Annotated in this window: 15 protein-coding genes; 6 read left to right on the top strand and 9 right to left on the bottom strand. The window is 65.3% G+C overall.

Going from position 1 to position 14,100, the window contains the following annotated elements; all coding sequences use genetic code 11:
- Positions 1-68: 68 nt before the first annotated feature.
- The 5 genes from rplI to V7P99_RS03240 all read right to left on the bottom strand — a co-directional run bounded on the left by rplI (position 69) and on the right by V7P99_RS03240 (position 3,181).
- On the bottom strand, positions 69-686 hold the full coding sequence (gene rplI / locus V7P99_RS03220) for a 50S ribosomal protein L9 (RefSeq protein ID WP_333793385.1): 618 nt from the start codon (positions 684-686) through the stop codon (positions 69-71).
- Positions 687-716: 30 nt separating this feature from the next.
- Entirely contained in the window at positions 717-1,715 is a 999-nt protein-coding gene (locus V7P99_RS03225; protein ID WP_333793386.1) for a DUF2232 domain-containing protein, read from the bottom strand.
- A 206-nt stretch (positions 1,716-1,921) separates the two neighbouring features.
- Positions 1,922-2,170 carry a 30S ribosomal protein S18 gene (gene rpsR / locus V7P99_RS03230; RefSeq protein WP_333793387.1) on the bottom strand — a complete coding sequence of 83 codons (249 nt, stop codon included), beginning with the start codon at positions 2,168-2,170 and terminating at the stop codon, positions 1,922-1,924.
- 2 nt (positions 2,171-2,172) lie between these two features.
- Positions 2,173-2,694: a 30S ribosomal protein S6 gene (gene rpsF / locus V7P99_RS03235; protein ID WP_333793388.1), complete on the bottom strand. Its 522-nt coding sequence runs from the start codon at positions 2,692-2,694 to the stop codon at positions 2,173-2,175.
- Between the two features lie 301 nt (positions 2,695-2,995).
- Positions 2,996-3,181, bottom strand: a complete 186-nt coding sequence (locus tag V7P99_RS03240; RefSeq protein WP_333793389.1) for a 2TM domain-containing protein — start codon at positions 3,179-3,181, stop codon at positions 2,996-2,998.
- Positions 3,182-3,366: 185 nt separating this feature from the next.
- Between V7P99_RS03240 and fabD the strand changes: the two genes are divergently transcribed.
- From fabD to V7P99_RS03270, 6 genes are all read left to right on the top strand, one after another.
- Positions 3,367-4,311: an ACP S-malonyltransferase gene (gene fabD, locus V7P99_RS03245; RefSeq protein WP_333793390.1), complete on the top strand. Its 945-nt coding sequence runs from the start codon at positions 3,367-3,369 to the stop codon at positions 4,309-4,311.
- A gap of 39 nt (positions 4,312-4,350) precedes the next feature.
- The gene (fabG, locus tag V7P99_RS03250) at positions 4,351-5,094 is read left to right on the top strand and encodes a 3-oxoacyl-[acyl-carrier-protein] reductase (protein WP_333793391.1); all 744 of its coding nucleotides are present in this window, start codon (positions 4,351-4,353) and stop codon (positions 5,092-5,094) included.
- 327 nt (positions 5,095-5,421) lie between these two features.
- On the top strand, positions 5,422-5,664 hold the full coding sequence (locus tag V7P99_RS03255) for an acyl carrier protein (protein ID WP_020086632.1): 243 nt from the start codon (positions 5,422-5,424) through the stop codon (positions 5,662-5,664).
- A 300-nt stretch (positions 5,665-5,964) separates the two neighbouring features.
- Positions 5,965-7,227 carry a beta-ketoacyl-ACP synthase II gene (gene fabF / locus V7P99_RS03260; protein ID WP_333793448.1) on the top strand — a complete coding sequence of 421 codons (1,263 nt, stop codon included), beginning with the start codon at positions 5,965-5,967 and terminating at the stop codon, positions 7,225-7,227.
- Between the two features lie 377 nt (positions 7,228-7,604).
- Positions 7,605-8,957: an endolytic transglycosylase MltG gene (mltG, locus tag V7P99_RS03265; RefSeq protein WP_333793392.1), complete on the top strand. Its 1,353-nt coding sequence runs from the start codon at positions 7,605-7,607 to the stop codon at positions 8,955-8,957.
- 94 nt (positions 8,958-9,051) lie between these two features.
- Entirely contained in the window at positions 9,052-9,939 is an 888-nt protein-coding gene (locus tag V7P99_RS03270; protein WP_333793393.1) for a YicC/YloC family endoribonuclease, read from the top strand.
- 28 nt (positions 9,940-9,967) lie between these two features.
- On the opposite strand, the gene V7P99_RS03275 is transcribed toward V7P99_RS03270, so the two are convergent.
- From V7P99_RS03275 to V7P99_RS03290, 4 genes are all read right to left on the bottom strand, one after another.
- A complete protein-coding gene (locus V7P99_RS03275; protein WP_333793394.1) occupies positions 9,968-10,432 on the bottom strand; it encodes an NfeD family protein in 465 nt (154 codons plus the stop codon).
- A gap of 120 nt (positions 10,433-10,552) precedes the next feature.
- Positions 10,553-11,533: an SPFH domain-containing protein gene (locus V7P99_RS03280; RefSeq protein ID WP_333793395.1), complete on the bottom strand. Its 981-nt coding sequence runs from the start codon at positions 11,531-11,533 to the stop codon at positions 10,553-10,555.
- 120 nt (positions 11,534-11,653) lie between these two features.
- Entirely contained in the window at positions 11,654-12,712 is a 1,059-nt protein-coding gene (hemH, locus tag V7P99_RS03285; RefSeq protein ID WP_333793396.1) for a ferrochelatase, read from the bottom strand.
- Between the two features lie 244 nt (positions 12,713-12,956).
- Complete coding sequence (locus V7P99_RS03290) at positions 12,957-13,931, bottom strand: CHAD domain-containing protein (protein ID WP_333793397.1); 975 nt, start codon at positions 13,929-13,931, stop codon at positions 12,957-12,959.
- Positions 13,932-14,100: the final 169 nt, after the last annotated feature.

Here is a 14,100-nt window from a genome sequence, read left to right on the forward strand (position 1 = left end):
GGCATGACGGGTAAAGGAGAAATCGACACCGATGGCGGGGCCGCGCTGGTACGCGCCGCCAATCGGGTTCAGCTCGCGTTTTCGGCGTTGCCCTCGGGCTCGCCGGTCTCGCCGGTCTCGCCGGCTTCGTCGGTGGCCTCGTCCTCGTCGAACTCGGCGTCGGGATTGAAGGTCTCGATCTCGAGCGCCTCATCCTTGACGACGGTAACGTCCTCGCCGGCTGCCTGGCGCGCGGCCTCTTCCTCGGTGCGGGCAACGTTCAGCATCACGCCGACGATCACCTCGGGGTGGAGACGCACCTTCGTTTCGTGCACGCCGAGCGTCTTGATCGGGCGCTCGAGCACCACCTGGCGGCGGTCGATGGTGAAGCCGCCCTGGGTGATCGCATCGGCGATGTCGCGCGTCGAGACCGAGCCGTAGAGCTGGCCGGTGTCGCCGGCGGAGCGGATAGCGGTGAAGATGTTGCCGCCGAGCCTGGCGGCGATGTCCTCGGCCTCTTTCTTGAGCTCGAGGTTGTTGGCTTCGAGCTGAGCGCGTTGCGTCTCGAAGCGGGCGCGGTTCTCGTCAGTGGCGCGCAGCGCCTTCTTCTGCGGCAGAAGATAGTTGCGCGCATAGCCGTCCTTCACCGTGACGACGTCGCCCATCTGGCCGAGACGGCCGATGCGCTCCAACAGAATGACTTGCATGGGGTGGTTTCTCCTTTTCGGTAGTCAACTTCAAGTTTGCGAAGGGGGCGCGCCGGTTGAGGCCGTGAAGCGCGCCCGAAGGTGCAGAACGCTTTCCGCCAGGCCGAGCATGGCGATGAGGATCGCCGCCCAGAAATTGACGATAAAGAGCGAGCCGTAGAGCGCCCATAGCGCGAACGTGCGCCAGGGCCGGCCGTGTGTCGTATAGTGGATGACGGCGAGGCCGAGCAGAAGGTAGGCGATGAAGAGCGCGCCGGCGAAAGCGGATGCGGCGAGCCCGGGAAGGCCCGAGAGCATGCTCGCGATCAGGGCTGTGCCGAATGCCAGCGAGGTGCCGGCGGGATAGGCCGTTGCGGCGAGATTTGGCCAGGGGCGGCCGAGCTGGCCTGAAGCGAGCGTGACGCGGCCGGCGAGCCATAGATTGAACACCAGGCTCGCCATCCAGGAGATGGCGAACGCCGCGGGCAGCATGCCAAGCGCGATCTCGGACAAGGCCGTGATCTCGGTTTCGCTGAGCTTCACGCCGCCCTCTCCCTGGGGGAGGCCCGCCTCGAGTGCGGTCGTCATGATCTCGGCGAGTGACTTGCGCAGGGTTTCGAGGTCGCCGCCGATGGTTACGAGCATGACGGCGCTCACGAGACCGGCCATGGCCGCGGCCCAGACCACGAGGCGGCCGGGTGGGTACCACTCCATGGGAGCGCCGTCGTCTGCAGCCGGAGCCGTGTCGCTTTCGAGCGCCAGGGGACGGCTCAGCATGGCGAGATAGGTCAGCACCACCATCGGCGCCGCCTGCGTGAGCAGGAAGGCGGCCGCCATGGCGGGGCCGGCAAAGGGGAGGATAAGGGCGCTTCCGGCCGCGCCGGCGATCACCGCCGTGCGCCAGCCCCAGCCCAATCCGGCGAGCGCAATCGGGAGCGGCGTGATGAACATAAGAACAAAGCGGGCGAGGAACGGACCTGTCGCCGCAGAGGCGAACACCACCGCAGCAACCAGCCCCAATCCGATTCCGATAAGGAAAGGCGTTCTCATGCTCTCAGCTGTCCCGCATTCGATGCGGTTAGGGTGAGCAGGCTTTCGCCGCCCATCCAACCTCCAGAAGCTGTCCCGGTGTCGTTACACCCCCGGGCGGCTCCGTTTTCATTTGCCTTGCGGCTATCGGAAAAGCGGCGGACCCCGCTTTTCCGTGATTCTTCAGGGGGCCTCGCCTCCGTGGGCGAGGCCCGAATGCCGGATGCTTATTTCAGCACGTACGGCAGGAGGCCGAGGAAGCGGGCGCGCTTGATGGCGCGGGCCAGCTCTCTCTGCTTCTTCGCCGAAACGGCGGTGATACGCGAGGGGACGATCTTGCCGCGCTCGGAGATGTAGCGGCCGAGCGTACGCACGTCCTTGTAGTCGATCTTCGGCGCCTGATCGCCCGAGAACGGGCAGGTCTTGCGGCGGCGATGGAACGGCCGACGCGCGGCGATCTGTTGAATCTCTGCCATGATCAGCTCTCCGATCCGGTGCCGCCGGCATCCGGTCTGCCCGTACGCGCCGGACGCGGACCGCGTCCTGCATCTCCACCTTCACGCGGCGGACGGCCCCTGAACGTCGAGCCGCCCTCCGAACCGCCGCGGAACCCGCCGCCGCGGAAGCCGCCACGGTCGCCGCCGCGGAAGCCGCCGCGATCGCCACGCTCGTCGCGATCCTGCTTGCGCATCATGACCGACGGCTCGGTCTCGAGCTCCTCGACGCGCAGCGTCATGAAGCGGAGGATATCCGTCGAAAGGCCCATGCGCCGCTCCATCTCAGCGACGGCCGCGGCCGGGGCTTCGATGTTGAGCAGAGAATAGTGTGCCTTGCGGTTCTTCTTGATCTTGTAAGCGAGGCCCTTGAGGCCCCAGTATTCAGTCTTGGTGACTTTGCCGCCACCTTCGGCGATGACGTCGGAATATTCCTTGGTCAGCGCTTCGACCTGCTGTTGCGAAACGTCCTGGCGTGCCAGGAAGACATGCTCGTAAAGGGGCATGTGTGGCCTTTCCCTATCAGGTTGCCGCCAGCTTTTGCCAGCGGATCAGCAGCTTCGGCGCAAAGCCCCTTATGGGCCCTGAAGGCCCAAAGGCACCCAAAGAGCGAAGACACCGGGGAACAAGCGCTTGCAAAAGAACCCGAAACGACGGGCCCAAAGCACCTTGCCGCCAGACTCAAGCGAGCCCGCGGCCCCGTTCAGCCTCCAACCGAAGTGCGTGACAGCGGGACTTATACGGGATTTCACCCGGCGGGCAAGGGGAAAGCGGCTGGGCGGCCATGCTCGTTAAGCAAGGGCAGCGCTAACGCCGCAGCGCCAACCAAGCGTGGAGCGCAACGCCGGCTCCCCAGCCCAGAAAAACCCAATGAACCCAATAGGGCTCCGCCGTATACCAATCGAGAATCGCAAGCCCGGCGACGACCACGGCGAAGATGGACGCGTGGAGGAGAACGCCGGTCTGGCGCAAGCGCTCTGAAATGCCTGCCAACGGAGGCCTCCGCGATAGAAAGCCGCTTTGCAGCGGCGCGAGGTGAAACAGTAGCGCGCCGCGGGGCTTTCGGCCACGGCTCTTGACAATCGCGGAGCCAGCATGTCGAAAGCGCCGGAGCGAGGATGACCGAGCATGCGAAGCCGAGAGCGGCTTCGCGGCGCCGGAACCAAAAAGGAGCAAGCGTGGCACGCGCATTCGTATTTCCCGGCCAGGGGAGCCAGGACGTCGGCATGGGCCGTGCCCTCGCCGAGAGCTTTGCGGCCGCCCGCGAGGTTTTCGATGAGGTGGACGAGGCGCTCGGACAGAAGCTGTCGGCCATTATGTGGGACGGCCCCAAGGAGACGCTTACGCTCACCGAGAACGCCCAGCCGGCGCTGATGGCCGTTTCGATGGCGGTCGTGCGCGTGCTCGAGCGCGAGAAGGGAATCAAGCTCGCCGACACCGTAAAGTTCGTGGCCGGCCATTCGCTCGGCGAATATTCGGCCCTGGCGGCGGCCGGAGCCTTTTCGCTCGCCGATGCGGCGCGCCTCCTGAAGCTGCGCGGCCAGGCCATGCAAGCTGCGGTTCCGGTGGGCGAGGGCGCCATGGTGGCGCTGCTCGGCGTCGGCCGTGATGTCGCGGAGAAGGTGGCGGCGGAGGCGGCTCAGGGCGAGGTCTGCCAAGTCGCCAATGATAATGACCCGACCCAGGTGGTGCTCTCCGGAGCCAAGGCCGCGATCGATCGCGTGGCGGAGATCGGCAAGGCGCATGGCGCGCGCCGTGCCCTTCCGCTGCCCGTGTCGGCACCCTTCCACTGCGCGCTGATGCAGCCGGCGGCCGACGCCATGGCGGAAGCGCTTGCAAACGTTACGATCCAGCCGCCAGCCGTGCCGGTGGTCGCCAACGTGGTGGCCAGCGCGGTGAGCGATCCCGAAGAGATCCGCCGGCTGCTCGTGGCGCAGGTCACGGGCTCCGTACGCTGGCGCGAATGCGTCGGCTATCTCGCCGAGAACGGCGTCACGGAGCTGTTCGAGCTGGGCTCCGGCAAGGTGCTGGCGGGCCTTGCCAAGCGCATCGTGGCTTCGCTCGAGGCGTCGAGCATCGGCACGCCTGATGACGTCGAGGCGGCGCTCTCACGCCTCGCTTGATTCTCCCGAACCCATTCCGTCCGAAAAGGATCTGCAAACATGTTCGATTTGTCTGGCAAGAAGGCCCTGGTCACGGGCGCGACCGGCGGCATCGGAGAGGGGATCGCGCGCGCTTTCCACAAGGCGGGTGCAGAGGTGGCGCTCTCCGGGCGCCAGACCGAGAAGCTCGACGCCCTGGCCAAGGAGCTCGGCGAGCGAGTCCATGTCATCGCGTGCGACCTTGCGGACCGGGCGGCCGTCGGCAAGCTCATCGACGAGACGATCGCCAAGCTCGGCCGCGTCGACATTCTGGTCAACAATGCGGGCCTCACGCGCGACAATCTCTTCATGGTGATGAAGGATGAGCAGTGGGACGACGTCATCGCCGTCAACCTGACGTCCACCTTCATGCTGATGCGAGCCGCGACGCGCCATATGCTGCGCTCCAAGACCGGCTATGGACGCATTATCAACATCTCGTCCGTCTCGGGCGTCATGGGCAATCCTGGGCAGGGCAATTATGCCGCGTCGAAAGCGGGCATGATCGGAATGACCAAGTCGCTCGCGCGTGAGGTGGCCAACCGGGGCATCACGGCGAATTCCATCGCGCCCGGCTTCATCAGCACGGCCATGACGGACGTGCTCACCGACAAGCAGAAGGCGGAGATCGCCCAGCACATTCCGGCTCAGCGCTTCGGCACGCCGGAAGATATTGCGGCCGCAGCGGTTTACCTTGCCAGCGACGAGGCGGGCTATATGACCGGCCAGACGCTGCATGTGAACGGCGGAATGGCTATGGTGTAATAGAGGCTGCTGGCTCCGCCGCTCCCTCCGCCCCGCGGCCGGACGGGGGGCAAAGTGTCACCCCGCCAAGGGGGGTTCACTGTCGGGTCCGGATGCTGGCCAAGCTTCAGGAGATGTGTTAACGAGCCTCGTTTTTTTGCTGCGCAGCTCTCGGAAAAGTCCTAACGATCGACGCTCACGCGCTGTCGTCCGGGCGTGACCTCGATAGCGCCGCCCAGCACCTGGAACGAGACAGGAGTTGACTTCCGGGCGCCCCGGCAATGACGGGATCCGAGAAGACGAAGCATACCAATCAGACACAGAGCAGGGACAGGACGAGGGAAGACGATGAGCGATGTCGCAGAGCGCGTGAAGAAGATCGTAGTTGAGCATCTTGGCGTCGAGGCTGACAAGGTCACCGAAAACGCGAGCTTCATTGACGATCTTGGCGCTGACAGCCTGGATACGGTCGAGCTGGTGATGGCGTTCGAGGAGGAGTTCGGGTGCGAGATCCCGGACGATGCCGCCGAGCACATCCTGACCGTCGGCGATGCCGTGAAGTTCCTGGAGAAGAACGCCACGGCCGCGTGATAGCCGGCGGTCCGGCTCACCCGCATGTCTGGCGCCTTCTGCGCCGGGCACGCTGGTGGCTTTTGCCCGGACCGGCGGCAGCCCGATGGCTCCCGAGTTCTGTGTCTTGCCGAAGCAGGAGCGGCGGGACACATGATCTCCGGGTCCGATGGGCAGAGGCGAGGCCGGAAAAAGCGGAGTGGGGATCCCGTTCCATTCGCTCCGTCAGGCCACGACACAAACCCGCAACGCTTGGAGCAAGGACCGGCGGAGCATTGACGGGCAGCTTTTTCACGGATCGATAGAAGCGATATGAAATCCCTGCGCCGTGTCGTTATCACTGGACTCGGACTTGTGACCCCGGTTGGATGCGGGGTCGAAGCATCCTGGAACAATCTGCTGGCTGGAAAGAGCGGCGCGCGGCGCATCGAGGAATTCGATGTGTCCGACCTCTCTTGTCAGATCGCGAACTTCGTCCCGCGCGGCCCCACGTCTGAAGGCAAATTCAATCCAGATGATTGGATGGAGCCTAAGGAGCAGCGCAAGGTCGACGACTTCATTCTCTATGCCGTGGCTGCGGCCGACCAGGCGCTCGCGGATGCCGGCTGGAAGGCGGATACGCCTGAGAAGCAGGAGGAGACCGGCGTCCTGATCGGATCGGGCATCGGCGGGCTTTCGGGCATCGCCGATACGTCGCTCCTGCTCAAGGAGAAGGGCGCGCGGCGGGTGTCGCCGTTCTTCATCCCCGGGCGCCTGATCAACCTCGCCGGCGGCTATGTATCCATCAAGCACGACCTCAAGGGCCCGAACCACGCCGTCGTCACGGCGTGCGCCACGGGCACGCATGCGATCGGCGACGCGGCACGCATCGTGGCGCTCGGCGATGCGGAGGTGATGGTTGCGGGCGGTACCGAAAGCTCCATCTGCCGCATCGGCATGGCGGGCTTCGTCGCGTGCCGCGCGCTCTCCACTGGCTTCAACGATCGCCCGACCGCGGCCTCGCGTCCTTACGACAAGGATCGCGACGGATTCGTGATGGGTGAGGGTGCCGGCATCGTGGTACTCGAGAGCTACGAGCATGCGAAGGCGCGCGGTGCCAAGATCTACGCCGAGGTGATCGGCTACGGCATGTCCGGCGATGCCTATCACATCACGGCGCCGTCGGAGACCGGTGACGGCGCGTTCCGGTGTATGCGTGCGGCTCTCAAGAGCGCTGGCGCCGCGCCGAGCGATATTGACTACATCAATGCGCATGGCACCTCGACGCCCATGGGTGACGAGATTGAACTCGGGGCTGTCGAGCGGCTGTTCGGCAATACGCAGGCCAAGGTGGTGATGTCGTCGACCAAGTCGTCGATCGGGCATCTGCTGGGTGCGGCGGGGGCCGTCGAGGCTATCTTCTCGGTGCTCGCCATCCGCGACCAGGTGGCGCCGGCGACGCTGAACCTCGAGAACCCGTCCGTCGAGACGGCCATCGACCTTGTGCCGAATACGCCGCGCAAGTGCGAGATCAATACGGTGCTGTCGAACTCGTTTGGCTTCGGCGGCACCAATGCCTCGCTCGTCATGCGCAAGGTGGCTTAGCGTCCGTCACGGCGCGGAGCGTGGGATCGTGATTGGGGGCGAAGCGGCACCGAGCCGGGCTTCGCCTCCACGCCTTTCAAGACAGCAGAGCTGTATTCTCTGCGCCAACGTCTTGGCGACAGGCACGTTCGCCCACATATTGCACACTGTTTTATCGACGTTTTTGGCCCTGCTTCGCAGTGACGCCTCCACTGGCGTGCTATAGATGCCGGCCGAGAGATCTCTCAGGCTGAGGCCCGGGGATCATGAGGCGCGCCGCCGGGGCCGGTCGGGGTTTCGCCACATTCGCTTGATCACGTCGGCGCGGTGGCGATGGCGGCTTGGCTTGTCGCGCGCGGGAGCGCGTGCAAGAGACGACGAACGGGAGCTGGACGACGATGACGAATGTGCGCCGGAATGCGCAGCCGACGCTGTCGCGGCGCGATGGCGTTCGCCCGCGGAGCCCGGCCGAAGCGCTCGAGCCGGGGCGTGCACCGCCGCGGCCCCATGGCGTGCGCCAGCGCCGCGAGTCGCGAGCCATGTCCGCGATCGTCCGTATCGTGAGCGGCGTGCTCACCGTCCTGCTCGTGGTGATGGTCGCAGCCGGCGGGCTGACGCTGCTCGTCGGTCATCTCTATGGCAAGCCCGGGCCGCTCACCATCGCCCAGACCGTCGTCATCCCGAAGGGGACAAGCTCGAACAAGATCGCCGACGAACTCGAGGAAGAGGGCGTCGTCTCGAGCCGCTGGGCGTTCATGATCAACTACCTCGTGCAGAGCCGCATGCACCCCGAGGAGGTCTCGCTCAAGCATGGCGAGTACCTGTTCAAGCCGGGCGTTTCCATCCGCGAGGTGCTCGAGATCCTCTCCGAAGGCAAGTCCGTCCAATATCGGGTGACGATCCCCGAAGGCCTGACCAGCCAGCAGATCGTCGAGCGGCTGAAGGCGGAAGAGCACCTCTCGGGTGACATCACCCAGATTCCGCCGGAGGGTTCGCTCCTGCCCGAGACCTACAGCATCGAGAAAGGCATGCCGCGCCAGGAACTGCTCGAGCGCATGCAGCTCAAGCAGCAGCAGATGCTGGCGCGCGCCTGGGAGCGCCGCCGCAGCGATCTGCCGCTCAAGACGCCGGAGGAAGCGGTGGTGCTGGCGTCCATCATCGAGAAAGAGACGGGACGGGCCGACGAGCGCGAGCGGATCGCAGGCGTATTCGTAAACCGGCTGCGGCGCGGCATGCCGCTCCAGTCGGATCCCACCATCCTTTACGGCGTTCATGGGGGCGGCGTCTCGTGGGGCAAGCCGATCCTGCAATCGGAGAAGGACGCCAGGAACGCGCACAACACCTATCAGATCAAGGGCCTTCCTCCGACGCCGATCTGCAACCCGGGGCGTCCGGCGCTCGAAGCGGCGCTGAGCCCCTCGGATCACGGCGAGCTCTTCTTCGTGGCCGATGGGACGGGCGGGCATGTCTTTTCGGCGACGCTCAGGGAGCACAACGCGGCCGTCGTAAACTGGCGCAAGGTCGAGCGGGAGATGCGCGCCCGGCAGGCGGAGGCTGCGGATAAGACAGCCACCGGTGGCGGCCCTGTGGCGAACCCGGTGACGGAGCTCCCCAATCCGCCTGCCGAGGATAATGGCGCGGGCGCTCAGGCACGGCCCGTGTCAGCGACGGCCGATGCGGGTGCAGCTTCCGTCGAAGCGACGGCGTCCGGCCCGGACGTTCCGTTGCCGGTGAGGAAGCCCAAACGGTAAGCCTCCCCAGGGTCCTTGCGGCCGACGGCTGGGCCGCGTACCCCTTGATGCAGAAAAAATACTTCCCACGGCTCTCCCCTCAGAAGGCTTTCCGATGACGTTGCAAAGCATGACCGGGTTCGCCCGCAGCGATGGCGCTCTCGACGGTACCGCCTGGCATTGGGAGCTGCGCAGCGTCAACGGCCGGGGTCTCGACATCCGCCTACGCCTGCCGCCCGGTTTCGAGGCCCTGGAGCCCAAGGTGCGCGACCGTATCGCAAAGGTGATGGCGCGCGGCAGCGTCAATGCCGCCCTCAGCGTGCAGCGCAGCGCGCGCATGGGCGATGTGCGGCTCAACCAGGTCGCGCTCGACCGCGTGCTCGCCATCGCAAGCCGCCTGAGCGCCGAGACCGGCGCTGAGAAGCCGCGCATCGAGACGCTGCTCGGGCTGAAGGGCGTGCTCGACATCGTTGACGAGGCCAACGACGAGGAGACGCAAACGGCTGAGCAGGCGGCTATGCTCGAAGGGCTCGAGACGGCCCTTGCCGGCCTCGCGGCGGCGCGGCGCGAAGAGGGCGCACGCCTCAAGGAGGTCATCGGGCGCCAGATCGATGAGATCGCGCGGCTCTATGGGATCGTCGAAGCAGCACCCTCGCGCTCCGTCGAGGCGATCCGGACCCGTCTTGCCGAGCAGGTGGCGCGCTTGATGGAGACGGGGCAGACCCTTGATCCCGCGCGTCTCCACCAGGAGGCGGTGCTGCTTGCCACGCGCGCCGATGTCGAGGAGGAGCTGAAGCGGCTCCGGGCGCACGTGGAAGCGGCGCGCGCGTTGCTTGCTGAAGGAGGGGCGATCGGGCGCAAGCTGGATTTCCTCGCACAGGAGTTCAACCGCGAGGCCAACACGCTGACGTCGAAAGCCGTCGATCAGGAGATCGCGCGCACGGGGCTGGCGCTCAAGGTCGTCATCGATCAGCTCCGCGAGCAGGTGCAGAACATCGAGTGAGACCCGTTCCAGGGCCGTCCTCGGTGCGCTACTCGGTCACCGGCTCTACCGTGAACACCATGCCGTTGGCGCCGGTTATGCGGACCCGCGCGCCTTTGGGCGTATCGGCGCCCGAGGCGGGCCAGAGGGTATCGCCGACGCGCACGCGGCCGCGGCCGCCTGAGATCGCATCCTCGACGACGACTACGCGCCCGAGATACTGCGCGCTGCGCTGATTGAGGTCCCGGTCCTCGCTCTCGACGTCCTGCTTGTTGGCGAAACGGCGCACGGCCAGGACGGTTGCCACCGCGACGACCGCGAACAGCACGAGCTGCCAGGGCAGGCTGATCGCGTCGCCCGCAGCGAACATCAGGGTGCCGACGACGATCGCTGAGATTCCGAACCACGCCAAATAGACACCCGGAACCACAGTCTCGAGCGCGATGAGGAATACGCCGAGAATGACCCAGCTCCAGGGGCCAAGGCTGTCGAAGAGATCGATCAAGGCGGTCATGACGGAGCCCGTTTTTGTGATGCGCCGGAAGAGAATTATACCGACGCCGCGTCAAGCAAGACATAATTCCTCCGCCCTGAGGGGAGCGGATGAGTCTGCTTTTATTTGCGGGCTGGCAAATCAGCCCCTCGATGACGGCACGCTGCCCGTGCGGCCGGATTGCGGCGGCGCGGATGAAGGTTGCTCCCGGCGTCCGAAGGCTTCGCTCGTGATCTCCGCAAGCCCCGTGAGAGACCCGATCACCGAGGAGGCTTCGAGCGGCATCATGATGACCTTCTGGTTTGGCGCCTTGGCCAGTTCCTCGAGCGCCTTCACGTAGTTGTTGGCGACGAAGTAGTTGATGGCCTGCACGTTGCCCTTGGCGATGGCCTCGGAGACGAGGGAGGTGGCTTTGGCCTCGGCTTCGGCTTCGCGCTCGCGCGCCTCCGCATCCTTGAAGGCGGCTTCGCGCCGGCCCTCGGCCTCGAGCACCACCGCCTGCTTCTCGCCCTCGGCCTTGAGGATCGCCGCGGCGCGCAGGCCTTCGCTTTCCAGGATCTGTGCCCGCTTCTCGCGCTCGGCCTTCATCTGCCGCGCCATGGCGTCGATGAGATCGCGGGGCGGGGCGATATCCTTGATCTCGATGCGGGTGACTTTGACGCCCCAGGCCTCCGTTGCATGATCGACAACGGACAGCAGCTGCGCGTTGATCTTGTCGCGGTTGGAGAGGAGATCGTCGAGGTCCATCGAACCCATCACCGTGCGGATGTTGGTCATGGTCAGATTGACGATGGCGTTCTCGAGGTTGTCGACCTCGTAGGCGGACTTGGCGGCGTTGAGAACCTGGAAGAAGGCGACGCCGTCGACGCGCACCATGGCGTTGTCGCGCGTGATGACGTCCTGGCTCGGGATCTCGATCACCTGCTCCTTGACGTTGACGTGATGGCCCACACGCTCCATCACCGGAACGAGGAAATGCAGGCCCGGCGTGAGCGTGCGCGTGAATCGCCCGAAGTTCTCCACCGTATAGTGGTAACCCTGCGGCACGACCTTGACGGTCGACCACAGAACGGCGGCGGCAAGCACGATCAGGAGCAGGCCGAAAAGCTCGAAGCCGAACATGGATGCGTTTCCTTCCAGAGCGAAAGCCATCCCTCAGAGATCGTCAAACCCGGAGCGCTTCGCATTCTGCAAAATCGCGGAACGCCCGGGTATCGACCAACTCGTCGGTCGGATGAGATTTCAGATCCAGCCCGAAAGCTCGCGGCGCACGACGGCCTCGATGACGTCGAGGCCTTCGTCCGAATCGTTGAGGGCCGGAAGGTAGGCAAATTTCTCGCCGCCGCCCGTCTCGAAAATCTCCCGGTTCTCGCCGTCGAGCTCCTCGAGGGTCTCGAGGCAGTCGGCCGAAAAGCCGGGCGCCACGAGAGCAAGCCGCTTCACGCCTTCCTTCGCGAGCCGCGCCACCGTCTCGTCGGTGTAGGGCTGCAGCCAGGGATCGCTGCCGAAGCGCGACTGGAATGTCGTCAGCCAGCGCTCCTCAGGCCATCCGAGCGTGTCGCGCAGCAGCCGCGACGTTTTCTGGCACTGACAATAGTAGGGGTCGCCCTTGGCGAGATAGGCTTCGGGCATGCCATGGAATGTGGCGATGATGCGCTCGGGCTCGAAATCGAGCGCCGCGAGGCTCTTCTGCATAGAGACGGCGAGCCGGTCGATGTAGACGGGATCGTCGTGGTAGGCGGGCGCAACGCGGACGGCGGGCTGCCAGCGCATCGTCATCAGGGTGCGGAAGGCATGGTCGGCCGCGGTTGCGGTCGTCGGCGCGGCATATTGCGGATAGAGTGGGACGAGAAGGATGCGGTCGCACCCCGCCGCCGCCAGCGCCTTGATGCGGCTATCGGTTGAGGGATTGGCATAGCGCATCGCCCAATCCACCACCACTCGCGGATGGCCGGCGAGGCGCTGTGCCAGCTTCTCGGCCTGTGAGCGCGAGATGGTCTTGATCGGGCTTTCGTTGAGCTCGTTGTTCCAGATCGTCGCGTAATCGCGGCCCTTCGTGCGCGGCCGGGACGTGAGGATCATCAGATTGAGGATCGGCCACCATTTCCATCGCGGCTCCTCGATGACGCGCCGGTCCGAAAGGAACTCCTTGAGATACCGGCGCATGGGCCAATAGTCCGTGGAGTCCGGAGTACCCAGGTTGAGCAGCAGGACGCCGATGCGGCCGTGCTCCACATTGGGATGGTTCTCAGGCCAATGGCTGCGATCGGGGGTGAAAGCGGTATCTGCTTTGGTCAGCATCGTCTCCCTGTCATCCGGAATTCTCGTCCTGCCGATCTGGCTGCGGACCGTCCGCAGACGCATAGGGCATCACACTAGGCTTTTGTTTGATCGTGCTTCTTGTCGAAAAACCGGTCCCCACGTTTTCGAAAGCACTCTCAAGCGTGTGTGTGATCGATGCGTGGTGCCGGACACTCGTGCTCGCATGGCTCGTCATGAGCGGTTGCGGGTTTCCGGAAGCAATCTAGCGCATCTGGCCATCGGCTCAACTGCGCTGTTGATCCGGTGCCCGGGCCCGCGGAGCCTTGTCAGGTTTGTGGACGTCGTCGCTTGCATCCTTGCGCTCGGCTTCGGCGGCTGCGTCCCATATGGCCGAGATTCGCCGGCCGATCGCTTTCGGTCGTTCGGCGAACACCTTTTTACCAAGGGCGTGAGCGGCGCGGCGCAGCCTGGCCTGCCGGTCGGCGATGAGCGCCTCGAGCGCTTGCGCCTCTTTGCGCGAGAGCCCGCCGGCCGGCAGCGCTCTCAGCTCCGCGCGCAACAGGGCGAGATCGTGATCGTCTCCAAGGACCCGTGAGAGCTCGCGAGTGGCCTCGATGTAGGTGGCGAAAAGAGCGGGCCAGGAGTGCGAAAGTAGCGCCAGATGCCGCCATAGCGCCTGCACGCGCTTGCGCCACTCGTGGAACGATTCGTCCTCCCCGTCGACGTAGGCCGCATCGAACCATTCGCGGCCCTTTGCATAATTCTGCACGAAGCCGTGCTCCAGAGTGGCGAAGCTGTCGGGGGTGAGCCGCAGGCGTCTGAAGCGCCGGGCGGCGCGGGCGAGCGCCACATCGGCTTCGGCGCGTGCGTCCGCTGCGCCGTCCGAGACCGAGGCTGGGGACGTATTGGCGAGGATGGCATCCTTGAGGCGGGCAAGCATGCCTGCGGCTTTCGCGTTGTCCTCTGCACTGAGCTTGGCGATGGTCTGCAGCAGGACGTGCGCATCGCGGGCCGGGGCGAGCGATTGGGCGATGGAACGGAGGGCTTCGTTCTCGGAGCGAAACACCTCCTCGCCCAGGCCTTTGCGCCCGAGCCGCAAGAGAGCACGGATCCGTTTCAGGCACTTGCGGGCCTCGTGGATCGTGGTTGCCGGGTCGGAATCGGCCGCCAGTTGCCGGCGCGCTCGCTCGATCTCTGAAACGCCGACGCGCCGAAAGCTCTTGGCGATCGGCTCGCCAATCTTCAGTCGAAAAGCCATGTAGAAATGCCCGCTCGCCAATGGGGTGTGCTACCGGGAGTATATCGGCCCTCGGTGACGCTTTTCTATGTCCACGCTTCGGCCCGGGCGGCTCGCGCGTTTACCTTTCCGGAGCGGTGTGCGAGGCGCTACATTTCATCGGAATTCAAGGTTATTCTCGGCCGAATCC

Origin of the sequence: Hyphomicrobium sp. (assembly GCF_036780825.1) — a bacterium.
Classification (GTDB): domain Bacteria; phylum Pseudomonadota; class Alphaproteobacteria; order Rhizobiales; family Hyphomicrobiaceae; genus Hyphomicrobium_C.

Bases quoted from the DNA above. Each gene is read 5' to 3' on its own strand.
- rplI (WP_333793385.1), bottom strand. From the start codon at position 686: ATGCAAGTCATTCTGTTGGAGCGCATCGGCCGTCTCGGCCAGATGGGC.
- V7P99_RS03225 (WP_333793386.1), bottom strand. From the start codon at position 1,715: ATGAGAACGCCTTTCCTTATCGGAATCGGATTGGGGCTGGTTGCTGCG.
- rpsR (WP_333793387.1), bottom strand. From the start codon at position 2,170: ATGGCAGAGATTCAACAGATCGCCGCGCGTCGGCCGTTCCATCGCCGC.
- rpsF (WP_333793388.1), bottom strand. From the start codon at position 2,694: ATGCCCCTTTACGAGCATGTCTTCCTGGCACGCCAGGACGTTTCGCAA.
- fabG (WP_333793391.1), top strand. From the start codon at position 4,351: ATGTTCGATTTGTCTGGCAAGAAGGCCCTGGTCACGGGCGCGACCGGC.
- V7P99_RS03255 (WP_020086632.1), top strand. From the start codon at position 5,422: ATGAGCGATGTCGCAGAGCGCGTGAAGAAGATCGTAGTTGAGCATCTT.
- mltG (WP_333793392.1), top strand. From the start codon at position 7,605: ATGACGAATGTGCGCCGGAATGCGCAGCCGACGCTGTCGCGGCGCGAT.
- V7P99_RS03270 (WP_333793393.1), top strand. From the start codon at position 9,052: ATGACGTTGCAAAGCATGACCGGGTTCGCCCGCAGCGATGGCGCTCTC.
- V7P99_RS03275 (WP_333793394.1), bottom strand. From the start codon at position 10,432: ATGACCGCCTTGATCGATCTCTTCGACAGCCTTGGCCCCTGGAGCTGG.
- V7P99_RS03280 (WP_333793395.1), bottom strand. From the start codon at position 11,533: ATGTTCGGCTTCGAGCTTTTCGGCCTGCTCCTGATCGTGCTTGCCGCC.
- hemH (WP_333793396.1), bottom strand. From the start codon at position 12,712: ATGCTGACCAAAGCAGATACCGCTTTCACCCCCGATCGCAGCCATTGG.
- V7P99_RS03290 (WP_333793397.1), bottom strand. From the start codon at position 13,931: ATGGCTTTTCGACTGAAGATTGGCGAGCCGATCGCCAAGAGCTTTCGG.